This is a genomic window from Ciceribacter azotifigens, assembly GCF_048159625.1.
GTDB lineage: Bacteria > Pseudomonadota > Alphaproteobacteria > Rhizobiales > Rhizobiaceae > Allorhizobium > Allorhizobium azotifigens.
The window spans coordinates 85169-110704 of sequence record NZ_JBLQTA010000013.1 but is presented as its reverse complement, the minus strand read 5'-3'; the positions used below and the strand labels follow the sequence as shown (position 1 = coordinate 110704).

The window sequence follows — 25536 nt, the reverse complement described above, 5'->3', positions numbered from 1 at the left end:
TTTGGAACAACAGGTTTCCAATTCCGGTATGGAGGAGATGGATAGCCCCGCCGAGGGGCGCCGTTTCCTGTCACACCCGTTCACCCTCGTCCGCCGCATTTTCGGTCACGCGCTGTTTTCCAGCCTTACGCGACGGATCGTCTTCTTCAACCTTGCCGCCCTCTTCGTCCTCGTCGGCGGCATCCTCTATCTGAACCAGTTCCGCGAAGGTCTGATCGACGCACGCGTCGAAAGCCTTCTTACGCAAGGCGAGATCATGGCTGGCGCGATCTCTGCCTCAGCGTCCGTCGACACGAACTCGATCACCATCGATCCGCAGAAGCTGCTCGAACTTCAAGCAGGACAGAGCATCACCCCGGTGCCGAATGACGAGGACCTCGAGTTTCCGATAAACCCGGAGAGGGTCGCCCCGGTGCTGAGACGGCTGATCTCTCCGACGCGCACCCGCGCCCGCCTCTTTGATGCGGACGCAAACCTGCTTCTCGACTCTCGCCATCTTTATTCGCGTGGTCAGGTCCTTCGGTTCGATCTTCCGCCGATCGAGAATGAGACACCGGGTGTCATCGAGTGGCTGGCGCGGATGTTCAATCGCATGCTGCAGCCGAGCGGACTGCCACTCTACAAGGAGGCGCCCGGCGGAGATGGCTCAATCTACCCGGAGGTCATGAACGCGCTTACCGGCGTGCGAGGAGCGGTTGTTCGTGTCACCGATTCAGGCGCCCTGATAGTCTCGGTGGCCGTGCCTGTTCAACGGTTTCGGGCTGTTCTCGGCGTTCTGCTCCTTTCCACGCAGGCGGGCGACATCGACAAGATCGTCCACGCCGAGCGCCTGGCGATCCTGCGTGTTTTCGGAGTCGCGGCGCTCGTCAACATCGTCGTATCGCTGCTTCTGTCCTCCACGATAGCGACTCCGCTACGCCGCCTCTCGGCCGCCGCAATCCGCGTTCGACGCGGAGCGAAGGAACGCGAGGAGATTCCGGATTTCTCTGCACGGCAGGACGAGATCGGCAACTTGTCGGTGGCGCTGCGCGAGATGACCACCGCCCTTTACGACCGGATCGACGCGATCGAGAGCTTTGCCGCCGACGTCAGCCATGAATTGAAGAACCCGCTCACGTCGCTGCGGAGCGCTGTGGAAACACTGCCTCTTGCCCGCACAGACACGTCCCGGCAGCGGTTGATGGACATCATCCAACACGATGTGAGACGACTGGATCGCCTGATCAGCGATATCTCGGACGCCTCGCGCCTGGACGCCGAACTGGCGCGCAGCGATGCCGGGCCCGTCGATCTCGAACAATTGCTCTCCAGCATGGTGGAAATCTCTCGGCAGATCCGCAGCACCAAGAAGCCGGTGGACATCACCCTCATCGTCGACCGCAAGCCCGGCGTCAGAGCGCCCTTCGTGGTCAACGGCCACGATCTGCGACTCGGGCAAGTCGTCACCAACCTCATCGAAAACGCCCGTTCGTTCGTGCCGGAAAAAGAGGGGCGCATCACCGTTCGGCTCTTCCGTACCAAGGGCCGGTGCGTCGTGCAGGTGGATGACAATGGCCCCGGTATCCAGATCGAGAACATCGACCGTGTCTTCGAGCGCTTCTATACCGACCGTCCGGAGGGAGAGAGTTTCGGCCAGAATTCCGGTCTGGGTCTTTCGATCAGTCGCCAGATCGCCGAAGCGCACGGCGGAACACTGAAGGCGGAGAACATCATCGACACGGCCACGGGCCAGACGCTCGGCGCACGTTTCACGCTGTCATTGCCTGTCGAGCCCGCGCAATGAGCGGCGCAGAAATTAACATCCATGCGACGGCGGTCGTGGTCGGCACGAGCGGCCTGCTTTTTGTCGGCCCTTCAGGGGCGGGAAAGTCCGCTCTCGCCTTCGCATGCATGAGCGAAGCGCGAGCTCTCGGCCGGTTCGCGGCCCTCGTGGCTGACGACCGCGTTCTCGTCAGCAGGGTCGGCGAGCATCTGCTGGCGCGCTGCCCTCCCCCGATTGCCGGTCTGCTCGAACTGCGGCACGGCGGAATTGCCGAGGTCGAGCGTGTGCCATCAGCACTGATGCACGTTGCCATATCGCCCGTTGACGGCGCGACTTCGGAGCGCCTTCCGCCGGAGGGCGAACAGTTTCCGGTAGCGCACGGCATCGCACTTCCCCTTGTCCGGCTACCGCTCGGCATCCCGACACCGTTTTCCTTCATAGAGGCGGTTATGACCGCGTCGCGGACTACCGCCCCCTAGATATCGTCGCATTTTTGGCTTGCACTTCGGATTTACATCGCCAAGATGACCAGCCACTGATGGACGAATTTGCTGCATTGCACTATTTGACCATCGGAGTGCATATGCGAAGGGGCAGAAAGAGAATGATCGGACTTGTGCTTGTCACCCATGGCAAGCTGGCTGAAGAGTTCCATCACGCGGTAGAGCACGTGGTGGGACCGCAGAAATTCATCGAGACGGTATCGATCGGCCCGGAAGACGACATGGACCAACGCCGCCAGGACATCCTGGACGCGGTCCAGCGTGCAGATGATGGCCACGGAGTGGTCATACTGACCGACATGTTCGGTGGCACCCCCTCCAATCTCGCAATTTCGGTCATGAACGCCGGGCGCATAGAAGTGATCGCCGGCGTCAACCTCCCCATGTTGATCAAGCTTGCCGGCATCCGTGGCGAGGACAACATGGAGAAGGCGCTGGTTGAGGCCTCCGAGGCCGGCCGCAAGTACATCAACGTCGCCAGCCGCGTCCTCAGTGGCAAGTAAATGCCTTGAAAGAAGCCCCATGACATCGGCGTCCCGTGAACTCGTGATTACCAACAAGCGTGGCCTGCATGCACGTGCCTCGGCGAAATTCGTGCAGACCGTCAGCGGCTTTGACGCAAGGGTGACGGTCGCAAAAGACGGCACTGCCGTCGGTGGCACCTCGATCATGGGCCTCATGATGCTGGCTGCCAGCCCCGGCTGCACGATCGTGGTATCCGCCAGCGGCAACGAGGCGAAGGAAGTCCTGGACGCACTCGAGACGCTCGTCTCTGACAAGTTCGGCGAAGAAGCCTGACACTCGTCCATATAAAGACATAAAGACTTCTTTATGTCTTGGTTGCCAACTGCTCGTAAGCCTGCTAAACGCTACCGCATGAACACGGCTCCCCGGAGCCGGACGATCCCTCGCGTGCATACTCGCGTCAGGGGCGCGTTATCCCCAGACTTCCAGCCGGAGAGCTTCATGAGCACAGATAAGGATTACATCGTCGCGGATATCGGCCTTGCGGATTTCGGTCGCAAGGAGATCGAGATTGCCGAAACCGAGATGCCCGGCCTGATGGCCTGCCGCTTGGAGTTCGGCGAGCAGAAGCCGCTCAAGGGCGCACGCATCACCGGCTCGCTGCACATGACCATTCAGACGGCGGTCTTGATCGAGACCTTGGTCGCCCTCGGCGCCGAGGTGCGCTGGGCCTCGTGCAATATCTTTTCCACTCAGGACCACGCCGCGGCTGCCATCGCCGCTGCGGGAATCCCGGTGTTTGCGGTCAAGGGAGAGTCATTGCAGGATTATTGGACCTACACCGACCGGATCTTCCAGTGGAGCGACGGCGGCCTCTCGAACATGATTCTCGACGATGGCGGCGATGCCACCATGTACATTCTGGTCGGAGCACGAGCCGAAGCAGGAGAAGACGTGTTGAGTCACCCGCATTCCGAGGAAGAGGAGATTCTCTTCGCTCAGATCAAAAAGCGGTTGGCTGCATCTCCGGGCTGGTTCACCAGACAGCGTGACGCGATCCGTGGCGTGACGGAAGAAACCACGACGGGCGTCAATCGCCTGTACCAGTTGAGCCAGAAGGGCCTCCTCCCCTTCCCTGCCATCAACGTCAACGACTCGGTCACCAAGTCGAAATTCGACAACAAGTACGGCTGCAAGGAGTCGCTGGTCGACGGCATCCGCCGCGCAACCGACGTCATGATGGCCGGCAAGGTGGCCGTGGTTTGCGGTTATGGCGATGTGGGCAAAGGCTCGGCCGCCTCGTTGCGCGGCGCGGGCGCCCGCGTGAAGGTAACCGAAGTTGATCCCATCTGCGCCCTGCAGGCGGCGATGGACGGCTATGAAGTCGTCCAGCTGGAAGACGTCGCGCCGAGCGCCGATATCTTCATTACGACGACCGGCAACCGCGACGTAATCCGCATCGAGCACATGCGTGCAATGAAGGACATGGCGATCGTCGGCAACATCGGCCATTTCGATAACGAGATTCAGGTTGCCGCTCTGCGAAACCTCAAGTGGACGAACATCAAGCCACAGGTCGACATGATCGAGTTCCCCAAAGGCAACCGCATCATTCTGCTGTCAGAGGGTCGCCTGCTGAACCTGGGGAACGCGACGGGCCATCCGTCGTTCGTGATGTCTGCATCGTTCACCAATCAGGTTCTCGCGCAAATCGAGCTTTTTACCAAGCCTGAAGCCTACGAGAACCGGGTCTACGTCCTCCCGAAGCACCTGGACGAGAAGGTGGCGCGCCTGCACCTCGAAAAGCTCGGCGTACGTCTGACCGAGCTCTCGGAAGAACAGGCTTCTTATATCGGTGTCACACCGCTGGGTCCCTTCAAGTCTGACCACTATCGCTATTAAAGCCAACATACATATCCACAAGATGTAGTGGCCGCGGCCTTGACAGAGGCCGCGGCTTCTTTTTTGGGGCCAATACTTCCCGCCGATTCCCTTAGGCAGTATTGTTTTAAGACTTGATTCGCGCTTCGCGCTTCGGCGCGCCACGCGAAGTGGGATGTCTTGTCGAGATGCGGCACATAGGACGGAGACAGACCGAATATGTCGGTTAATAGAGACAATCCGTGCAGGCGGGGCACGGTGCGCAGCGGTCGTATGGGGCGGTTGCTCGCACGCAGTTCAAAGCTCGCGAACCGCGGGGAGGAGGCGGCTTGCGCCCTCCTGCGATGGCGCAGAGCTTGTCTCGCGGGCACGATGCTTGCCGGCATGCTCCTGCCGGCGATCGCAAAGGCTGAAGCCGTTCCCGGCCAGGTGCAACGGCTCTTCACCTCCGTCGAGATGGTTGGATTTTCGCTTGTGATCGGTATCCTCTCCGCCGCACTGCTGTCGGCGGTGTGGCTCATCCGCCAGCGGGGTGCCCTCGAGGCGGAAAGTCACGAAATGCGTTCGGCGCTCTCCGACGCCAGGCAACGAATTTCGCGCTACCAGGCAATTATCGCAGACAAGAACAGGCGTATTGTCATCTGGGACGGCAACGATCGCAAACCCGAGTTCCTCGGCCAGTTGCCCGGAGAAACGGGCGCCCCGCAAGCCGACAACGAGTTTCTGGCTTTCGGACGCTGGCTCAAACCATCCTCCGCCGGCGAACTGGACAAGGCGATCGAGCGGCTGCGTTTCGATGCCCAGTCCTTCGACCTGATCGTCGAAACTACGCGACAGGAAGTGATAGAAGTGCAGGGACGCCTGTCAGGCGGTCGGGCCTTTGCCCGGTTCGTAGCCCTCAACAATCTCCGTGCAGAACTGGCGGAGCTGAAGATCGAACGGTCGCGGCTGAAAGCGTCCATCGCGACCTTCGAAGCCCTTCTCGACGCGATCGAGCAACCGGTCTGGCGGCGCGATGCCGAAGGACGCCTGGTTTGGGTCAACCAGGCCTATTCCGAGGCGGTGGAAGCCACTTCCGCGGCTCAGGCAGTCGATGAGGCCCGCGAAATCCTCGGAACGGTCTCACGGGAAAGGATTCGAGCGACGTCGACGCCCGAGTCGCCGTTCCACGAGAAAGTCTCCACCGTCGTGCGAGGCAATCGGACCTTCTTCGACGTCGTTGACGCACGGAGCCCGTCAGGCTCTGGCGGCATCGCAATCGATATCTCGCAAGCAGAAGCGCTGCGAGAAGAGCTGGCTCGCACCCTAAAGAGCCACGCCGACACGCTGGACCATCTGGCCACCCCGGTGGCGATCTTCGATCGGGATCGACGGCTCCAGTTCTACAACCAGGCCTTCGCCCAACTGTGGCAGCTCGACACACCGTTCCTCGAAGCGCGGCCGGACAACAGCGAATTTCTCGATCGACTGAGAGCGGCGAAGAAGCTGCCTGAACAACTCAACTGGAAGAACTGGAAGGAGAACGCGCTATCTGTCTATCGATCGTTCGAGACACAGACCGATCTTTGGCATCTTCCGAACGGTCAAATCCTGCGGGTGATCGCCTCGGCCCACCCGCAAGGTGGTGCAACCTGGGTTTTTGAAAACCTCACGGAACAGGTGGATCTCGAAACCCGCTACAATACGCTCGTGCGTGTGCAGGGCGAAACAATCGATCACCTTTCCGAAGGCGTCGCGGTTTTCGGACCCGACGGGCGTATCCAGCTCTCCAACCCTGCCTTCCGTGCACTCTGGGGTGTCACCGAGGCGGAAGCCACGCCGGGAACCCATATCCGCAGCATCGAGGCAGCCTGCACGCCGTCCTACGACAAACCGGACGGGTGGAAGGCGTTCAGCAAGATGATCACCAGCTTCGATGACGAGCGTCCGTCGAGCCAGGGAACCCTTGAGCTCTATTCCGGCCTCGTACTCGATTTCGCGGTGACGCCGCTTCCGAACGCCCAGACCATGCTGACCTTCGTCAATATGACCGACAGCGTGCGCGCGGAACGCGCCCTGAAGGAGAAAAACGAAGCCCTCCTGAAGGCGGACGAACTCAAGAACGAGTTCGTGCAGCACGTCTCCTACGAGCTGCGCTCACCCCTTACGAACATCATCGGGTTTACCGACCTCCTCAAGACTCCCGTCGTCGGACCTCTGAACGAGCGGCAAGCGGAGTATATCGATCATATCTCGACCTCGTCCGCCGTACTGCTGACGATCGTCAACGACATCCTCGATCTCGCGACTGTCGACGCAGGTATCATGCGCCTTGAGTATGCCGAAATCGATCTGAACGACCTTCTCGACGACGTATCGATGCAGATGACGGATCGACTGCAAGAGAACAACGTCGCACTGGAGATCAACGCATCGGGTCATCTCGGACAGATCGTTGCCGATCCGCAGCGGCTGAAACAAATCCTGGTCAAGCTTTTGACCAATGCAGTCAACTTCTCGCCGGAAGGCTCGACCGTCGATCTCAAATGCTGGCGCGAGGGCACCGACTTCGTCTTCGACGTCACCGACCACGGTTACGGCATTCCTCAGGACGTCCTCGCCACCGTCTTCGACCGCTTCTCATCGAACGGCAAGGGCGGCAAGCGCACCGGTGCAGGGCTCGGACTTTCGATCGTCGAAAGCTTCGTCAGCTTGCACAACGGCACAGTTTCGATCGACAGCGACCCTGGCCGTGGCACGACGGTCCACTGCCGGATCCCGTCGGCTATCGTCCCGCAATCCGTTGCTGCAGAATGAGCTCGAACAGCCTCACGCTCTTTCTTGCTACAGAGGACGAGACGCGTCGTCTCGGCGAAGACCTGGCGCTTGCCGTAACGACCGGAGATTGCCTCGCACTCGCCGGCGATCTGGGCGCAGGCAAGTCTACGCTGGCGCGCGCACTCTTGCGTGCGATGGCCGATGACGACGACCTCGATGTCCCAAGCCCGACGTTCACCCTCGTCCAGAACTACGACCTTCGACTCCCGGTTGCTCACTTCGATCTCTACCGCCTGGGCGACGAACGGGAACTGGAGGAGATCGGCTTCAGTGATGCGCTCGACGCCGGCATCTGCCTCGTCGAGTGGCCGGAGAAGGCCGGACAGGCACTGCCAGCAGACCGGATCGATATCCAGCTCGACTTCGACCGAGGCGGGCGCCGCGTAACCATTTCCGCCTTGCCTGAGCGACTCCAGCGGATAGAGCGTAAGCTTGCCATTCGCCGCTTCCTGGATAGTCACGGCTATGGCGGGTCCGCCCGGCGCCATCTGACTGGCGATGCCTCCACCAGGGCGTATGAGTATGTCTATACGACCGCGGGCGATCGCCTGGTGCTCATGGACGCACCGCGACGACCCAACGGCCCTCCCATTCGCGACGGTAAGCCTTACTCGCAGATTGTCCACCTTGCCGAGGATGTATATCCCTTCGTCGCGATCGCATTGAGCCTGCGCGAACGCGGCTTCAGTGCACCACAGATTTTCGAGAGCGATTGCGAGGCGGGGATCCTGCTTCTGGAAGATCTTGGCGCAGAAACCATCCTCGACGAGAATGGAAAGCCGCTTCCCGAACGGTACCGCGCCGCGCTCGCCTGCCTTGCACGAATGCACGAAACCGCCTTCGACCGCGATATTTCGCTGCCGGGCGGCCACATTCATCACGTGCCGGACTATGACCGGGCGGCAATGAAGATGGAGGTCGAACTCCTGGTCGATTGGCATCTCCCCTGGAAGCGGAACGGAGCCCCTGCCACGGCTTCGGAGCGAACCGAATATCTGGCGATCTGGGACCGTCTGATCGATGAGCTCAGCGACGCAGAAAAGACGCTGGTTTTACGGGACTTTCATTCGCCCAATATCCTTTGGCGTGCCAGCGAAGAGGGTATACGACGCATCGGACTCATCGATTTCCAGGATGCCATGATCGGGCCGGCGGCTTACGACGTCATCTCCATCGTGCAGGATGCCCGCGTTACCGTCGAACGCGATCTCGCCGATCAGTTGACAAGCGAATACGTGACTTTGCGGCGAGCGCGGCACCCGTTCGATGAGAATGCCTTCCGCAGGGCATGGTCAATCATGTCGGCGCAGAGGGCCTGCAAGCTTGCGGGTCTCTGGGTGCGCCTGCTTCAACGTGACAAAAAGCCCGGCTACATGAAGCACATGCCGCGCACGCTGTGGCACCTGGGCGTCGCGCTCGAGCATCCGGTTCTTGCTCCTTTACGAGAATGGTGCGTAAAGGCTGGGATCGAAACAGCCGAATCAGCTCTGTAGGACGAATGAAGATCACCGACGCAATGGTACTTGCTGCCGGACTTGGAACCCGGCTGCGGCCGATTACCGACAGCATTCCCAAACCACTCGTGAGGGTCGGAGGGAAGGCGATGATCGAGTATGCGCTCGATTTGCTTGCAGACGCCGGCGTGGAGCGCGTGGTGGTGAATGTCCATCATCACGCCGAGCAAATGATCGCTTATCTGGAGAGCTATCCGCGGCTGCAGGTCATCATCTCTGACGAACGGGCCGGGCTGATGAATTCGGGAGGTGGGCTTGCCAAGGGCCTGCGCCTCCTCGGTGACACGACAGTCTTCATCATGAACGCGGATCTTTTCTGGATCGGCGACAAGAGCGGTCACGAAAGCAATCTCGATCGGCTCGCCAGCTTCTTTGATCCGACGCGCATGGATATGGCGCTTCTCTGCGTTGATCCCGATCATACGACCGGCCACAATGGCAAGAACGACTTCAATCTCGACGAACAAGGGCATCTGACGCGCTACCATCCGGGAGATCCCCGTCCCGTCGTCTACGCCGGCGCGATCGTCATGAACTCATCCCTCCTGCACGATGCTCCGTCTGACGCCTTCAACCTCAATATCTATTTCGACCGTGCCATCGCCAAAGGTCGCCTCTTCGGGCTAACATTGAACGGACATTGGATAACCGTTGGGACTCCGGAGGCGATCGGCGAAGCCGAAGACGCTATCCGGCGCCTTCAAAATTGAGGCTCACGTAATGGCGAGGGCTCTTGAGCCACGCGTTCTGACGATCCCACCGGGCCTGCCTTTCCTCAAGGTTCTCGCGCGAAAGCTCATCGATGGGGAGCTTGCACCCGGTTACAAATTCGATCCCGCCGATCCGCTGTCGCTTGCAAAGGTCACGATCCTCGTTCCGACCCGACGTGCAGCACGTGTGTTGCGATCGGAATTCGTCGATCTTCTCGGTGGGCGATCGGCGATTCTTCCTGTGATTCGCCCACTGGGCGAGACGGACGAAGACGGTGGCTTCTTCGAATTGGACACCCCTGCCACCTTCGATCTCGCGCCGCCAGTCAGCGGAACGGTCATGCTGCTGGAGCTCTCGCGGCTCGTTCTCGCCTGGCGTAACCAGTTGCCAGAGATCGTCCGCAACATTCACTCCGATACACCCTTGGTGGCGCCCGCGAGTCCGGCCGATGCGATCTGGCTCGCCCGTGCCCTCAGCGAACTCATAGAGTCCGTCGAGACCGAGGAACGGGATTGGTCCGACCTCGAGAAGCTCGACAAGGAAGATTTCGCGTCTTGGTGGCAGCTGACACTTGCCTTTCTCCAGATTGCCACGAGCTTCTGGCCGATGCGCCTGGAGGAGCTCAAACGCTCTTCTCCACACGGACACCGCAACTCTCTTCTCCGCAGCGAGGCCGCACGCTTGGCAGGCACCGCGGAAGGGCCGATCATCGTCGCCGGTTCGACCGGCTCGATTCCCGCCGCCGCCGATCTCATCGCCACCATCGCCCGTCTGCCGCAGGGCGTGGTCATACTGCCCGGGCTCGATCTCTCTATGCCGGACGCGGACTGGAAAAACGTTGGAACAGAAAATGCCACCCGCACTCAGCAGGATCCCGCCGGCCGGAGCCACCCCCAGTACGGCCTGAACAGATTGCTTCGGCATTTGCGTATCACCCGCTCCGACGTGACCGAGCTCGCGTCTGCCCCAGCTGAGCTTGCAGATCGTGCGGAAATCCTTTCGCGCGCCATGGCACCTGCCTCGGCAACCAATGAGTGGAACGCGTGGCGTTCCGGCTTCGGTCTCGACCGCATCCGCAAGGCCTTCGGCGACGTCGCACTTATTGAAGCGGCAAATGAACGAGAGGAGGCGACGGCCATTGCAATCGCTCTTCGGCTCGCCTTGGAGAAGCCGGGCGCCAATGGGGACAGCAGGGCCGCTCTTATCACACCCGATCGCAATCTCGCCCGGCGCGTTGCGGCGGAACTCGTCCGGTTCGGAATCACGGCCGATGACTCGGCCGGAACACCGCTGAATGCGACGCCACAAGGTACGCTGACGCAGCTGCTGCTGGAGGCGACGCTACGCCCGGGCGATCCGGTCTCGGTAGGCTCGCTACTCAAACATCCCCTCGCCCGCTTTGGCTTCGAACAGGACGACTACGAGGAAGCGGTCCAGGCGCTCGAGATGATAGCGTTGCGTGGGGGAACGCGTAGCGTCGATGTCGCGGACCTGCAGCCGCTCTTCGACACGCGTTACGAGGAACAGAGGATTGACCGCCATCCGGCACAGTGGCGGCTCGCATTGACGGATACGGCGGTCGCCGCCGCCCGGGAACTCGCTACGGCGATCGGCACCGCGGTCGAGCCGCTCGCAAGTATGTTGGTGCGTCGGCATGGACATCACAGTCTCTCGACCAAAGCCGGTCTCGCGGAATGGGCTCGAAGGACAGGACAATCTCTCGAAGCCGTCTGCCGCGGGCCGAACGGCGACCTTGCTCCACTCTGGAGCGACGAAGCAGGTGACAAGCTGGCGAGCCTTCTCGGAGAGATCATGGAAGCCGACGGCCAGATCGAGGCAGACGGACCGCAGTGGATCGACATTATGGCCGCGCTTGCCGCGGGCGAGGCCGTCAAGCCGAAGGCTCTGAGGCACCCACGTGTCTTCATATTCGGCACCCTCGAGGCTCGCCTCCAGAGTGTCGACACGCTGGTGCTCGGAAGTCTCAACGAAGGCTCATGGCCGGGGCAAACCACAAACAATCCGTTTCTCTCTCGCACGATGAAAGCGGAAATGGGACTCGAACCACCGGAACGGCGTATTGGTCAGCTCGCCCACGATTTTGAAATGGCGAACGGAACGAGGAACATCGTCTATTCGCGTTCCCTGCGTCAGGGATCAGCCCCGACCGTCGCCTCCCGCTGGCTGCAACGGCTTTTGGCGCTCGGCGGACCTGTCTTGGCGCGCGACCTGAAAGAACGCGGTGACCAGTATCGACGCTTCGCCGAGTTGATCGATCGCGGTAATGAGCAGCAGCCCGCGCAAAGGCCCGCTCCCAAGCCACCGGCCGAACTCCAACCAAAAAGCTTCTCCTTCTCCGAGGTAGGACGTCTGCGGCGTGATCCATACGCCATCTACGGTCGACGGGTCTTGAGGCTCGATCCGCTACAGCCGTTCAACACCGACCCCGGCGCCGCCGAGAGAGGAACGCTCTACCACAGAATCCTGGAACGTTTCGTTCGCGAGGGGCCTCCACCGAACACCGGGGAAGCGCTGTCGGCCCTGCTATCGATCGCTGACAGGTGTTTCGACGCTGAAAATCTGCCAGTTCACGTCGACATCGTCTGGCGACAACGTTTCAAAGAGATCGCACGTTCGTATCTTGCCTGGGATGCGGCGCGGCGTCCTTCGGTTCGCCGCATTCTCACGGAGGTTCCGGCGGGAGTCGAACTTCCGGCTGCAGGTATCCGTCTGACCGGTATCGCCGACCGCCTGGACCTGAAGACAACCGGCGGTGTCGACATCATCGATTACAAGACGGGACTCAGTCCCAGTGTGCAGCAAGCCCGCAGCCTGCTTGATCCCCAGCTTGCGCTTGAGGCAGCAGCGCTGATGGCCGGCGGCTTCCGCCAGGCAGGCCCACTCTCCCCCGACAATCTTGTTTATGTGCGGTTGCGGCCCGGCGAACGCTTCCGTGCAGACATCGTCAACAACGAGGAGAACGGGCGAGAAGACAACAAGAGGTCTGCTGCAGATCTTGCGGAACAAGCGCTGGGCGAGCTTACCCGGCTGGTGACCTTGTTGCGATCAGGCGAACGTGGCTTCATTTCCCGCCTCATCCCAGCCCAGCAGAATGATTTTGGCGGAGAGTACGACCATCTGGCGCGGGTGGCGGAATGGTCGACGGCAGAGGGTGAGGAGTCGTCCAATGACGAATGAGCCGACCAATCTGCCTGCCAGCGATGATCCGCTCGTCTGGATCAACTGGACGACGGCCCAGCAAGCACTCGCGTCCGATCCTGCCCGCTCGGCCTGGGTCTCGGCCAATGCCGGATCGGGAAAGACGCATGTACTGACCCAGAGGGTCGTTCGACTTCTGCTAGCCGGAGCGAGACCTGCGTCCATTCTCTGCCTCACTTATACAAAGGCGGCCGCATCCGAGATGTCGAACCGTGTGTTCGAAAGACTCGCTGAATGGGCAACACTTCCCGAAGAAGCGCTTGCCTTACGTATTGCGGAGATCGAAGGCGAGACACCTGGCCAAACGAAGCTGTCGCAGGCGCGTCAACTCTTCGCCCGCGCCCTGGAAACCCCGGGTGGGCTGAAGATTCAGACGATTCATGCCTTCTGCGAAGCCCTGCTACACCAGTTCCCTCTCGAAGCAAACGTGGCCGGACATTTCTCTGTCCTTGATGACAGGGCAGCGGCAGCGGTTCTCGCAGACGCCCGGCGGACGTTGCTGACCGCAACTTCGACGGAGAGTGACCTGGAGCTTGCCGATGCGTTCTCGCGCGTCCTCAGCATTTCCGACGAGAGTGGGCTGGAGGCTTTGCTCGGCGATATCGTTGCGAACCGTCACGCGATCCGTCGCTTCCTTTCAGCCTCGCACCGGCTCGGCGGGCCGGATCTCGCTCTGCGCCGTGGACTTGGGCTGGAGCCGGAGGTGACGGAGGCCACACTTACTTCCCGCTTCTGGCCGCTCCCGGAGCTTTCGGGTGCGATACTCTCCGAATACCTGTTGCTCGCAAGAGAGAGGGGCGGCGAACGTGCCCGCGAAATTGCCGATGCTCTTGCCGCTGCCTCTCAGGAAGCGGACGACATCCTGCGTATCAAGCATCTCGAAAAGGCATTCTACACCGCAACCGGAAGCGCACGTGCCGACAGTACGCTCTGCACCGCAGCCATGACAAAAGCGATGCCTGATCTTCGCGAGCGCCTCGTTGCCGCGCGAGATCATGTCGCCACCTGCCATGCTCAGCTCTCCACCTTCCGGATGTACGAGGCAACCAAGGCCGCCCTGACGCTCGCGAAACGGCTTGATCGCGATTACGAGGATCTCAAGAAGTCCCGCAGTCAGCTCGATTTCGAAGATCTGATCGAACGCACAGCCAGCCTGCTCACACGTGGAGATGTAGGCCCATGGGTTCATTACAAGCTCGATCAGGGAATCGACCATATCCTCGTCGACGAGGCGCAGGACACAAGCCCTATCCAGTGGGCGGTAATCCGCTCGCTGCGTGAGGATTTCTTCTCCGGCGTCGGGGCGAGAGCACTGACCCGTACCTTCTTTGCCGTCGGAGACGAAAAACAGTCCATCTATTCGTTTCAGGGAGCGCGCCCTGAACGCTTCTCGGAAGAGGCGACCATCGCCGCGCGACTCGTATCGTCCAGTGGCGAGCGCTTCAGTGCTGTCCGCCTCCCTCTTTCGTTCCGTTCGACGTCGGCGGTGCTCTCGGCGGTCGACCAGGTGTTTTCTGTCGACGAGAACGCTCGCGGCCTCAGCGCCTCGAACGAGTCGGTCGTCCACATGTCCAGCCGCGCAGGCCACCCCGGCGCCGTCGACCTCTGGGATATGATTGCTCCCGAAGCCAGCGAAACGAGCGATGACTGGACGGCGCCCTTCGACGCGACGCCCGAGAGTGCGCCCTCTGCCATCCTGGCCCGTCGCATCGCCTGCCGAATCGAGCAGATGGTCGGCAGGGAGACGATCGTGGAAAAGGGCGTCGAACGACCAATCAGGCCCGGCGATATCTTGGTCCTCGTTCGCAAGCGCGACTCCTTCGTCAACGCCCTTACACGCGCACTCAAGCGGCGGAACAACATCCCCGTCGCAGGTGCCGACCGGTTGCGCCTGACGTTGCATATCGCCGTGCAGGATCTGCTTGCGCTCGGCCGCTTCGTCCTCCTGCCGAACGACGACCTTTCGCTTGCAGCACTATTGAAGAGTCCTCTCTTCGACCTGAGCGAAGAAGACCTCTTCGAGCTCGCGGCGACGCGCCCACGCGAAACCAGTGTCTGGTCTTCTTTGCAGAGGCACGCGGAAGACGAAGGCGGCAACTGGCGCTCGGCCGCCGACCGGCTTGCGAGGTGCATTTCGCTCTCCCGGAACCTGTCCGTCCATGATTTCTACGCGCGTATCCTTGGGCCCGAGGGCGGCAGACGCGCCTTTCTTGCCCGCCTCGGAAGCGAGGTCACGGATATCCTCGACGAATTCCTGAACTTCGCGCTGTCGTTTGAGACGACGGGCCTTCCAGGCCTGCAGTCGTTCGTCACGGCACTCGAAACGGAGGCGCCGGAGGTCAAGCGCGAGCATGACAAGGATCGGGACGAGGTGCGGATCATGACGGTCCACGCTTCAAAAGGCCTCGAAGCGCCCGTGGTCTTCCTTGTGGATGGCGGATCGAAGGCATTCAACCACACGCACCTGCCTAAGCTCCGCCTCGTCGAGGCAGGCATCGGGACGCCCGTTCCGGCCTGGATCCCGATCAAGTCACTGGGAAATCCGCTGATCGCTGCCGACACCGAGCGCCTGAGACGGTTGGCTGAAGAGGAGTATCGTCGGCTTCTGTATGTGGCGATGACGCGCGCCGCGGATCGGCTGGTCATCTGCGGTTATCGCGGCAAGCAGGAGCCGAAGGATATTTGGCACCAGATGATTACCGAGGCACTGCGGCGCTCTGCAGACCACTGCACAGAAGCCCGGTTCGAAGGCCCCGAGGGAGAATGGAATGGGCTGGAATGGCGCGTCCCGGTGAGACCCAGAGCGTTCGAGCTTCATCAGCAGATCGAGAGCGGACGTCCTGACTATACACTTCCCGATGCGTTGTTTCGGCCATTGCCGCCGGGACCTCATCTTCCCCGGCCGTTAAGCCCCTCCGGCGCCGGCGCCTTCATCGAAGACACCGGGGAGGATGTCACGGTATGGAGTCCGCTGTTCGGCGAGAAGACGGACAACGGCATAGCGCTGCAGAAGGGCAAGCTCACTCACCGGATGCTGCAGGTTCTTCCTTCCCTTCCCGTCGACCAGCGCGACGCCGCCGCACGACGCTACGCCGAGCGCGCGGCGCGGTTCTGGCCAACTGGCGAGCGCGAGCGGCTGGTCACGACAGTGCTGGCGATCCTCGACCATCCCGGTCTCGCACCTGTGTTTTCGCCCCACGCCCAGGCGGAGGTCTCCATAATGGGAACCGTCACCGTCGACGGGCAGGCGCGGGCTGTTTCGGGCCGCATCGATCGTCTGGCCGTCACGGATGACCGGGTGATCCTTCTCGACTTCAAGACAAACCGTTCACCGCCGAGAACGATAGGCGCCGTACCCTTCAGCCATCGCGCACAGCTAGCGATCTACCGAGAGCTTCTGAAGCCTCTCTATCCGCATAAGGAAATCGAATGCCTGCTGGCTTACACCGAAGCCGGCACAGTCATCGCGGTACCTGCCACGGAGCTGATGCAGACGCTTGCTGACCTCAAGAGTTCGTGAAATACCATGTCTTGAAAAACAGGCGCGAGGGTATCAGATAACCCTCAAGTACGACCGGAAAAGGAGCAGCCTATGGCTACGGTAAAAGTCGACAATTCCAACTTCCAGACGGAAGTCCTCGAATCCGCGCAGCCGGTGGTCGTCGACTTCTGGGCCGAGTGGTGCGGCCCGTGCAAAATGATTGCGCCGAGCCTGGAAGAGATCTCCAACGAAATGGCAGGCAAGGTAAAAGTTGCCAAGATCAACATCGACGAGAATCCGGAGCTTGCCGCCAAGTTCGGCGTCCGGTCGATTCCGACCCTGGCCATCTTCAAGGGCGGAGAAGTAGCCGATATCAAGGTCGGCGCCTCGCCCAAGACAGCGCTGGCGAGCTGGATCTCCAGCGCCGCCTGATTTCAGCCCTTCCGGCTGAAAAACGAATGAAGCCCGGCATTGGCCGGGCTTTCTCATTTGGGTGGAGTTCCATTGTCCGCAAGCACGTTGCCGACAAGGTAAAGCGAGCCGCCAATCAGGATTCGCGGTGCAGATTCGCCCGGCTGCATGCGATCTCGAATAGCCGTCAGCGCCTCGGCGACCGCCGACACCGGCGATGCCGACAGGCCTGCGTCCGACGCGGCCTGGGCAAGGGCGACCGGGTCCAATGCGGCATCGGTTCCTCTGATAGGAACCGTGAAAACCTCCTGAACGAGCCCGGCAAAGGCATGGAAATAGCCGACGGGATCTTTTGTGTTGATCATTCCTGTAATCAGGTAGAGCGGGCGCGGCTGCTTCTCCTCGAAGCCCGCCATGGCCTCTGCGATGACTTCACCTGCGCCGGGATTATGTCCCCCGTCGACCCAAATCTCGGCCCCGGTCGGGGCGTATGCCATCAATTTGCCTGCGACAAGCCGCTGCAAACGGCCCGGCCATTCGACGGATATCATCGCCTTCTCGGCCATGGCCTCCGTTACATCGAAGCCTGCGGCCTTCACTGCACGGATCGCTGCCGCTGCATTGGCGTACTGATGACGCCCGGGCAGTCGTGGCAACGGCAGATCGGAGAGACCGGATTCGTCCTGATAGATCAGGCGCCCCTGCTCCTCATAGGCAAGGAAATCCTGTCCGTAGATCGAAACCGGACAGCCGATTCGCTCTGCTGTCGATACGAGAACGTCGCGGGCTTCGTCGTACTCCTGATGTCCGATTACCACCGGATGCCCCCGTTTCATAATCCCTGCTTTCTCGGCTGCAATCAGTTCGACACGATCTCCAAGGTACGACTGATGATCCAGCGAGATTGGCATGATTACCGACACGGCAGGATGTTCGATGACATTGGTCGCATCGAACCGACCGCCCAGACCGACCTCAATGATCGCGACATCCGCCGGATGCTCCGAAAACAGAATGAACGTGACGGCCGTCAAGATCTCGAAAACAGTGATCGCCTGTCCGCCATTGGCTTCCGCAACCCGACGAAGCGCGTCGGCGAACACCGTGTCATCAACCAACTCCCCTCTGCCGCCTTTCCGACCGATGCGATAGCGTTCATGCCAGCGCACGAGATGCGGTGAGGTGTGAACGTGGACGCCAAGCCCACCGGCCTCGAGGATCGAGCGGCAGAACGCCGTGACCGAGCCCTTGCCGTTGGTGCCGGCAACATGGATCACTGGCGGCATCCGCAAATGCGGATTACCGAGCGCTTCGAGCAGACGACGAATGCGGCTGAGAGAGAGATCGAAGCCCTTGGGATGCAGTCCCATGAGCTTGTCGATCTCGTGCTCCGCCTCACTGAATGCAGGCTTGTTCATAACGGATTCCGCGCTCCGGACTTCCCGGAGAGAGTTCTAGGTGAGCTGCGCTTCTTCCTCTCCAAGGCGGAGCGTCAGGCGGCGGCCGGCTGCCTCATCATGATACGGAGCAGCCGGGCAAGAAGGGCCGGGATGTCGTGTCGCTTGGCGACCATGTCTACCATGCCGTGCTCAAGCAGGTACTCCGAGGTCTGGAAGCCTTCCGGAAGCTTTTCGCGAATCGTCTGCTCAATCACCCGCTTGCCGGCAAAGCAGATCTCGGCACCCGGCTCGGCGATGTGGAGGTCGCCCAGCATCGCGTAGGACGCCGTCACGCCGCCGGTCGTGGGATTGGTCAGAACGACGATATAGGGAAGACCAGCTTCCTTCAGCATTTCCACCGCAACCGTCGTTCGCGGCAGTTGCATGAGCGAGAGGATGCCCTCCTGCATCCGCGCCCCGCCCGAGGCCGGGAACATGACGAGCGGGCACTTCTCGGCGATGGCTCGCTCGAACGCCTTCACGATGGCCTCACCGGCGGCGATGCCGAGCGAACCGCCCATGAAATTGAATTCGTGGACTACGGCGACGAGCTTCACCCCTTCGACCGTTCCGAGGCCGGCCAGGATGGTGTCTTCCTGCTCCGTCTTCAGACGGCTGTCCTTCAGGCGATCGGCGTATTTCTTGGAGTCGCGAAATTTCAGCGGATCTTGCGCCACCTTCGGCTGTGGCAGGGCTTCGTAGGCTCCGTTGTCAAAGAGATCCAGAAGTCGGGCTTTCGCCGGCATCTTCATGTGATAACCCGAAGACGGGATCACCCATTTGTTCTCTTCGAGGTCCTTGTGAAAGACCATCTCGCCGGTTTCAGGGCATTTGATCCAGAGGTTTTCCGGAACCTCACGACGGCCGAGCATGGAATTGATACGCGGCCGCACGTAGTTGGTAATCCAGTTCACGTCACTAAACTCCTGACTGATGTCACCGATATCTGGTGCTATTCTGCGGCGGCAAGCCGGGCGGCTCGGACACCGGTCGCCAGACCCTGCACCAGGGTCGCGACGGCCTGCACCGTGTCAGCGCTCGCTGTTCCGTCCTTGTTGAGGCTCAGAGCAACCTGGTTCACGATCGCTGTACCGACGACAACACCATCGGCGTTGGCGCCGATCAGGCGCGCATGTTCGGCCGTCTTTACACCGAAACCGACACAAATCGGCAGGTCTGTGTGGGCCTTGATGCGATTAACGGCCACAGCCACCTTTGACGGGTCGGGCAGCGCGGAGCCGGTGATCCCCGTCATCGACACATAGTAGACGAAGCCTGACGTGTTCTTCAGCACGGTCGGAAGGCGTCGATCGTCCGTCGTCGGCGTCGCCAGGCGGATGAAGTTGATGTCTTTCCGGCGCGCCGGAATGCAAAGCTCGTCATCCATTTCCGGTGGCAGGTCGACGACGATGAGGCCGTCGATTCCTGCTTCGAGCGCCGCGTCCAGGAACTTTTCCACACCGAAAACATAGATCGGGTTGTAGTAGCCCATCATGACGATCGGCGTGTGCTGGTTCCCCTTCCGGAATTCGCTAGCCAATTGAAGCGTCTTCTTCAACGTCTGTCCGGATTTAAGTGCCCGCTGACCGGCCATCTGGATCGCCGGACCGTCCGCCATCGGGTCGGAGAACGGCATGCCGAGCTCGATCACGTCTGCACCGGCCTCGGGCAATGCCTTCATAATGGCGAGCGACGTTTCAAAGTCGGGATCTCCGCCCATGAAGTAGGTGATCAGCGCCGGACGGCCTTCCGCCTTCAGTTCGGCAAACTTCTTTTCCATGCGTGCGGTCATTTCAGAGCTCCATGCCGAGGATCTTGCCGACGGTGAAGATATCCTTGTCTCCGCGACCGGAGAGGTTGAGCAGGATCACCTGATCCTTGCGCATCTTCGGCGCCCGCTTGATGACCTCGGCAACGGCGTGCGACGGCTCAAGAGCCGGAATGATCCCCTCGAGCTTCGTCAGCAGCTGGAAGGCTTCGAGTGCCTCTCCATCCATAATCGGAACGTACTCGGCGCGGCCGGTATCATTCAGCCAGGCGTGTTCCGGCCCGATGCCCGGATAGTCGAGACCTGCGGAAATGGAGTGCCCTTCCTTGATCTGGCCGTCCGAGTCCTGCAGCAGGTACGTCCGGTTGCCGTGCAGGACGCCCGGCGAACCCGCGGTAATCGACGCACAATGCTCATCACCGGAAAGCCCCTTTCCACCTGCCTCGACCCCGACGATCTTGACGTCAGGATCATCGAGGAACGGATGGAAGATGCCAATCGCGTTCGACCCACCGCCGACGGCAGCGATGACGAGATCGGGAAGCTTGCCCTCTGCTTCCAGAATTTGCTCGCGCGCTTCCTTGCCGATCACCGACTGGAAGTCCCGAACCATCTCCGGATAGGGGTGCGGACCTGCGGCGGTACCGATCAGGTAATAGGTGTCCTCGACGTTCGTGACCCAGTCCCGAAGCGCTTCGTTCATCGCGTCCTTGAGCGTACCATGCCCCGAGGTCACCGGCTTCACTTCCGCGCCGAGCAGCTTCATGCGGAAGACGTTCGGGGCCTGACGCTCGACGTCGGTCGCTCCCATGTAGACGACACATGGAAAGCCGAACCGAGCGGCGACGGTCGCAGACGCGACGCCATGCTGCCCGGCGCCGGTTTCGGCGATGATGCGTTTCTTGCCCATGCGTTTGGCAAGGAGTATCTGACCGATACAGTTGTTGATCTTGTGCGAGCCGGTGTGATTGAGTTCCTCGCGCTTGAAGTAGATCTTGGCGCCACCGAGGTGCTCGGTCAGCCGTTCCGCGAAATAAAGCGGGCTCGGTCGTCCGATATAGTGAGCGCCAAGCCCAGCCAGTTCGGCCTGAAACTCAGAATCGGTTTTTGCCTTTTCCCACTCGGCTTGCAGATCAAGGATCAGCGGCATCAGCGTCTCGGCCACAAAGCGGCCGCCGTAAATCCCGAAACGTCCGTCCTCGTCCGGACCTTCGCGATAGGAATTCGGTGATACTGTCTGGTTCACTTCGTGCTCCCTGAAACCGGCTCGAGCGCAGAGGCGCGTTTCACTGCCGCAAAAAACTCGTCGATCATGGCGACATCCTTCACGCCCGGCGCTCTCTCAACACCGGAAGAGACATCGATACCGCGGGCGCCCGTCTCGCGTAGGGCCGCCGCAATATTGTCCTTGTTGAGGCCGCCGGAAAGCATGTAATCGACACTGCCGTCAAGCGTGCGCAGCACGCGCCAATCGAAAGGAATCCCATTTCCTCCAGGCAATTCCGAGTCGCTTGGCGGCTTCGCATCGAAGAGCAGACGATCGGCTATGCCTATATACGGCTCGATCCTTTTCAGATCCTCGGGTCCCCGGATCGAAAATGCCTTGATGATGGGCAGCCCATAGAGCGCCTTCAACATGAGAAGACGTTCCGGGCTTTCTTTCCCGTGCAGCTGAAGGATATCTGGCTTCAGCAGATCCACAATTTCATCGAGCTCGTCGGTATCGGCATCCACCGTCACCGCGACGACCTTGGCGCGTCCACGCACATGGTCCGCCAGTGCGCCCGCGACGTCCGGCTCGATGTTTCGCGGACTCCTTTCGAAAAAAATGAAACCGACATGCGTCGCGCCGCGTTCAACCGCGCGGTCGACCGCCTCCGACGTTTTCAATCCGCAGATTTTGATATCCGGCATCATGGCAGCGAAGTCGCACGAAAACGCAAAAGAGTCGAGCCAAATTGCGACAACAGCCGCTCGCCCTTGTCCATACTAGCCAAAGTCGATGGCGTGCAGCTGTGCACCGTGCCGCTTCAGCCAGGCCTTCGCCTCGTCCATCGCCGGACACAGCTCTCCGCATAGTGCCCAGAAGGCAGCACTATGATTCATCTCCCGCAGGTGGGCGACTTCGTGAGCTGCGAGGTAATCGATGACCTGCGGTGGAGCCATGACGATGCGCCAGGAGAAGCTCAGATTGCCATCCCACGAACACGAGCCCCAACGGCTGCGTGTATCTTTCATCGTCAGCGAGCGCACCGGCCGTCCGATACGAGCGGCATGTGCGATCACGAGCTTCTCCAGATCCCGCCGCGCTTCCTTTTTGAGAAAGGCTGCAATGCGGCGGCCGACATGCTCTTCCATGCCGCTCACCCTGAGAACGGAGCAACCGTCGATGACGGCCGCTTCTGTAATTCCGCGCAGAAGTCCCGTGTGCACGATCCGGTGCGGCACACCCCGGACGGCTATCTCGCCGTCATGTCGCAGCCTGATTTCGGAACCGTAACGCGCCAAGCGCGTCATCAGCCATCCCTGGTGACGTTCGAGGAACTCATCAACTTCCCAATGACGCAAGCCGTGTGGCACCGTCATCTTCAAGGCTCGACCGCCTGGCTCGATCCTCAGGGTAATTCTTGTGGCACGTGGATTCTGCCGGATCGTCAGCGGCATTTCTCGACCGTTGACCTGCAGCACCCGCTGTTGCGGCACCGCCTTCGGTCGCGTCGATTTCTTCAGGAGCTGAAACATAGATCGTGCTTGTACCCGATTCGCCGTCGCTACGCGAAGAAACCGGCATCCACGGACGCCGGCCTGATTGGTAATCCACCAGACGTTCACGTAGCGGGTTGAACAGGCGCCTCGCCAGAGCGCTTCGCCGCTTCACGATCCCTCATGAAACGGTTGAACTCCTCCTGATCCTTTGCCCGCCTCAGCTCCCGCAGATAGGCATCGAATTCTTCTCGCATTTCGTCGAGCTTGCGACGTTCAGCCTCCAGCCGATAAAGCTCTGCTTTTCGCCAATCGTCGAAGGCGACATTGCCGGTGGAGAAGTGTGGCCCGCGATAGCGCCCATGCCGGCAGCGGCCGAACATACCCTCTGCCGCGGTATTGGCTTCGCGTTTGAAGCTTCGAAAGCGGTCGCCGAACAGGATGTAGGCGAGCATGGCCAAGCCCAGTGGCCAGAACACTATGAAGCCGAGCACCATGAGTGCAACGGTTGCAGGCGTCCAATCCGGACGCAGCAATGCTGACTGGTTCATCATCAATGATCCTCGTTTTCTTCGGGAGCATTATGCCACCCGAATGAAAACGATGTGGGAAGAGCCGAAACCCGCTTCAAGGTCGAACAACCCAATCTCCAGTCAAGGGCATGAAACCCTTGGCGCAATTCTCGATTAGGCCGAACGCCCGCCCCTGATCACTTCCTTGACGACGGATCGCTTCCTTCCCTGCGTGTGGTTCCTCGCGAAGGCGAGGATCCGCGGCGCGATCTCCTTGCGGAACCGTGAACCGTTAAAGACACCATAGTGACCGACATCCGGCTGAAGATAGTGCATCCGCTTCGCCTCCGGGATATTCGGGCAAAGCGATTGGGCGGCCCGCGTCTGACCGACGCCGGATATGTCGTCGTTCTCGCCCTCGACGGTAAGGAGCGCCACGTTGCGGATAGCGGTCGTGTTTACCGGCTTCCCACGATGCGTCATCTCCCCTTTCGGCAAGGCGTGCCGAATGAAAACGGTCTCCACGGTTTGCAGATAGAATTCAGCCGTCAGGTCCATGACCGCCAGATACTCGTCGTAGAAATCCCGGTGCTTTTCAGCCGAGTCGCCATCATTCTTGACCAGGTTCACGAAGAAGTCCTTGTGGGCGATCATGTGCCTGTCCAGATTCATCGACATGAAACCCGAAAGCTGCAGGAAACCCGGATAGACGGCACGCATGAAACCCGGCTGCGGCCACGGGACATTCATGATGACATTGTCCCTGAACCACTCGAGTGGCCTGTTCTGTGCCAGTTCGTTGACCCCGGTCGGATTGATCCGCGTGTCGATGGGGCCACCCATGAGCGTCATGGTAGCCGGAGCAAGGGGATCGCCGTTCGCCTCCATCACCGCAACAGCGGCCAGAACGGGAACCGAGGGTTGGCACACCGCAACAACGTGGGTGTCGGGCCCGAGGTAGTGCAGAATGTCGATCACGTAGTCGATATAGTCATCGAGATCGAAGGTCCCATCGGTGACCGGGACCATACGCGCGTCGATCCAATCTGTAATATAGACGTCTGCGCCCGGAAGGAGCGCCTCCACCGTGCCGCGTAGAAGCGTGGCATAGTGTCCGGACATCGGCGCAACGAGAACGATCTTGGGATCGGAGTGCCCCACGGGCAACTGGCGATCGAAATGGATGAGATTGCAGAACGGTCTGCTCCAGACGATCTGCTCCTTTACCGCGACTGGTCGACCATCGATCTGGGTAAAAGGCAAACCGAACTCGGGTTTGCCGTAACGTCGTGTGACGCGCTCAAAGACCTCGAAGCTGGCCGCAAGTGTTCGTCCGACGACGGTGTGTGCCAGAGGATTGAGCGGGTTTCTGTAGGCAAGGCGCATTGCGTCGGCCGTTGCACGGAACGGGGCCATCGCTGCGTGGTTCAATTCATAGAGCTGGTAGAACATGAGCGCTCTTGCCCTTCGGTTATCATCGAACGCCGGATGTGCCGCCGGCTGATATACGAGAAATACCAGAGTTCAACAAACAAGTAACGAATTTGTTGCTGCGCAAAAAAACCATCGTTGCGGGCCAGCATTAGGGCCGCTCGACGAACGCCTTATTGCTTGTGCGTAGGCGAACGGCGCCCGAATATCGAAAGCCGTCACAGAATCTGTCACCCCTCTCCACCAACTCGATCGGAACGAGAACACTCCATGACAAGCAGCAATCACCGGCAATCCGATTTCAACATCAATCCCGTGTTCCTCGACCGCTGGTCACCGCGAAGCTTTTCAAGCGAGCGCATGCCGAAGGAAATACTCCTGACCATGCTCGAGGCGGCCCACTGGGCACCGTCAGCTTCGAACTATCAGCCGTGGCGGTTTGTTTACGCTCTGCGAGATACCGATGATTTCGACCGGATTCTCTCTGTTCTTGCCGAATCCAATCAAATCTGGGCGAAGACCGCTTCGGCTCTGGTCATCATCTTTTCCGACATGCTGAGCCGCAAGGATGACGGGTCCGAGCCAAAACCTTTCCGAAGCCACAGCTTTGACGCCGGCGCATCTTGGGCAATGCTGGCGATGCAGGCCGTTTACTCCGGCTATTACGCGCACGGCATGGGCGGAGTCGACTTCGACAAGGCGATTGAGGTTCTCAACGTTCCGCAAGGTTACCGGGCGGAAGCGGCCGTCGCGATCGGCAAGCTTGCCGACAAGAGTCTGCTACCGGAACACCTGCAAGCACGGGAAATCCCGAGCAACCGCAAACCGCTTAGCACCGTCGCCTTCGAAGGTCTGTTTCGTTCCGCCTGAGGCCGGGATTGTTTCACGTGAATCATCGTTAACAGATGATTCACGTTCT

20 protein-coding genes are annotated in these 25536 nt (G+C 60.5%); 12 read left to right on the top strand and 8 right to left on the bottom strand.

Translation table 11 applies throughout. From position 1 onward, the window contains the following. Positions 1-28: 28 nt before the first annotated feature. From ACM6UT_RS17460 to trxA, 11 genes are all read left to right on the top strand, one after another. Positions 29-1783: a stimulus-sensing domain-containing protein gene (locus tag ACM6UT_RS17460; RefSeq protein WP_416798639.1), complete on the top strand. Its 1755-nt coding sequence runs from the start codon at positions 29-31 to the stop codon at positions 1781-1783. Continuing rightward, on the top strand, positions 1780-2241 hold the full coding sequence (locus ACM6UT_RS17455) for an HPr kinase/phosphorylase (protein ID WP_416798613.1): 462 nt from the start codon (positions 1780-1782) through the stop codon (positions 2239-2241). The genes ACM6UT_RS17460 and ACM6UT_RS17455 overlap by 4 nt, the downstream gene beginning before the upstream one ends. Before the next feature lie 125 nt (positions 2242-2366). Then, complete coding sequence (locus ACM6UT_RS17450) at positions 2367-2768, top strand: PTS sugar transporter subunit IIA (protein WP_112690550.1); 402 nt, start codon at positions 2367-2369, stop codon at positions 2766-2768. A 19-nt stretch (positions 2769-2787) separates the two neighbouring features. Further along, positions 2788-3063 carry an HPr family phosphocarrier protein gene (locus ACM6UT_RS17445; RefSeq protein ID WP_416798612.1) on the top strand — a complete coding sequence of 92 codons (276 nt, stop codon included), beginning with the start codon at positions 2788-2790 and terminating at the stop codon, positions 3061-3063. Between the two features lie 168 nt (positions 3064-3231). Then, complete coding sequence (ahcY, locus tag ACM6UT_RS17440) at positions 3232-4632, top strand: adenosylhomocysteinase (protein ID WP_416798638.1); 1401 nt, start codon at positions 3232-3234, stop codon at positions 4630-4632. Between the two features lie 351 nt (positions 4633-4983). Continuing rightward, entirely contained in the window at positions 4984-7407 is a 2424-nt protein-coding gene (locus ACM6UT_RS17435; RefSeq protein WP_416798637.1) for a PAS domain-containing sensor histidine kinase, read from the top strand. Next, positions 7404-8921, top strand: a complete 1518-nt coding sequence (gene tsaE, locus ACM6UT_RS17430) for a tRNA (adenosine(37)-N6)-threonylcarbamoyltransferase complex ATPase subunit type 1 TsaE (RefSeq protein ID WP_416798611.1) — start codon at positions 7404-7406, stop codon at positions 8919-8921. The genes ACM6UT_RS17435 and tsaE overlap by 4 nt, the downstream gene beginning before the upstream one ends. Before the next feature lie 5 nt (positions 8922-8926). Then, complete coding sequence (locus tag ACM6UT_RS17425; protein ID WP_416798610.1) at positions 8927-9652, top strand: nucleotidyltransferase family protein; 726 nt, start codon at positions 8927-8929, stop codon at positions 9650-9652. Positions 9653-9662: 10 nt separating this feature from the next. Further along, on the top strand, positions 9663-12851 hold the full coding sequence (addB, locus tag ACM6UT_RS17420) for a double-strand break repair protein AddB (protein ID WP_416798609.1): 3189 nt from the start codon (positions 9663-9665) through the stop codon (positions 12849-12851). Then, the gene (addA, locus tag ACM6UT_RS17415) at positions 12841-16392 is read left to right on the top strand and encodes a double-strand break repair helicase AddA (protein WP_416798608.1); all 3552 of its coding nucleotides are present in this window, start codon (positions 12841-12843) and stop codon (positions 16390-16392) included. The genes addB and addA overlap by 11 nt, the downstream gene beginning before the upstream one ends. A gap of 72 nt (positions 16393-16464) precedes the next feature. Next, positions 16465-16785 (top strand): thioredoxin, encoded by a 321-nt coding sequence (trxA, locus tag ACM6UT_RS17410; RefSeq protein WP_112690558.1) that lies wholly within the window; start codon positions 16465-16467, stop codon positions 16783-16785. A gap of 53 nt (positions 16786-16838) precedes the next feature. Here the strand turns inward: trxA and ACM6UT_RS17405 are convergent, their stop codons facing one another. The 8 genes from ACM6UT_RS17405 to ACM6UT_RS17370 form a co-directional block, all read right to left on the bottom strand. Beyond that, on the bottom strand, positions 16839-18182 hold the full coding sequence (locus ACM6UT_RS17405) for a bifunctional folylpolyglutamate synthase/dihydrofolate synthase (RefSeq protein WP_416798607.1): 1344 nt from the start codon (positions 18180-18182) through the stop codon (positions 16839-16841). Between the two features lie 74 nt (positions 18183-18256). Then, positions 18257-19117: an acetyl-CoA carboxylase, carboxyltransferase subunit beta gene (gene accD / locus ACM6UT_RS17400; protein ID WP_416798606.1), complete on the bottom strand. Its 861-nt coding sequence runs from the start codon at positions 19115-19117 to the stop codon at positions 18257-18259. A 38-nt stretch (positions 19118-19155) separates the two neighbouring features. Next, entirely contained in the window at positions 19156-19995 is an 840-nt protein-coding gene (gene trpA, locus ACM6UT_RS17395; protein ID WP_112690560.1) for a tryptophan synthase subunit alpha, read from the bottom strand. A gap of 1 nt (position 19996) precedes the next feature. Then, positions 19997-21217 (bottom strand): tryptophan synthase subunit beta, encoded by a 1221-nt coding sequence (trpB, locus tag ACM6UT_RS17390; RefSeq protein WP_416798605.1) that lies wholly within the window; start codon positions 21215-21217, stop codon positions 19997-19999. After that, entirely contained in the window at positions 21214-21888 is a 675-nt protein-coding gene (locus ACM6UT_RS17385) for a phosphoribosylanthranilate isomerase (protein ID WP_416798604.1), read from the bottom strand. Before ACM6UT_RS17385 ends, trpB begins: the two co-directional genes overlap by 4 nt. Positions 21889-21960: 72 nt before the next feature. Further along, complete coding sequence (locus ACM6UT_RS17380) at positions 21961-22713, bottom strand: M48 family metallopeptidase (protein WP_416798636.1); 753 nt, start codon at positions 22711-22713, stop codon at positions 21961-21963. Between the two features lie 86 nt (positions 22714-22799). After that, entirely contained in the window at positions 22800-23225 is a 426-nt protein-coding gene (locus tag ACM6UT_RS17375) for a DUF2852 domain-containing protein (RefSeq protein WP_416798603.1), read from the bottom strand. 135 nt (positions 23226-23360) lie between these two features. Continuing rightward, the gene (locus ACM6UT_RS17370; RefSeq protein WP_416798602.1) at positions 23361-24638 is read right to left on the bottom strand and encodes a polyhydroxyalkanoate depolymerase; all 1278 of its coding nucleotides are present in this window, start codon (positions 24636-24638) and stop codon (positions 23361-23363) included. Between the two features lie 249 nt (positions 24639-24887). On the opposite strand from ACM6UT_RS17370, the gene ACM6UT_RS17365 reads away from it, so the two are divergent. Continuing rightward, entirely contained in the window at positions 24888-25487 is a 600-nt protein-coding gene (locus tag ACM6UT_RS17365) for a nitroreductase family protein (protein ID WP_416798635.1), read from the top strand. Positions 25488-25536: the final 49 nt, after the last annotated feature.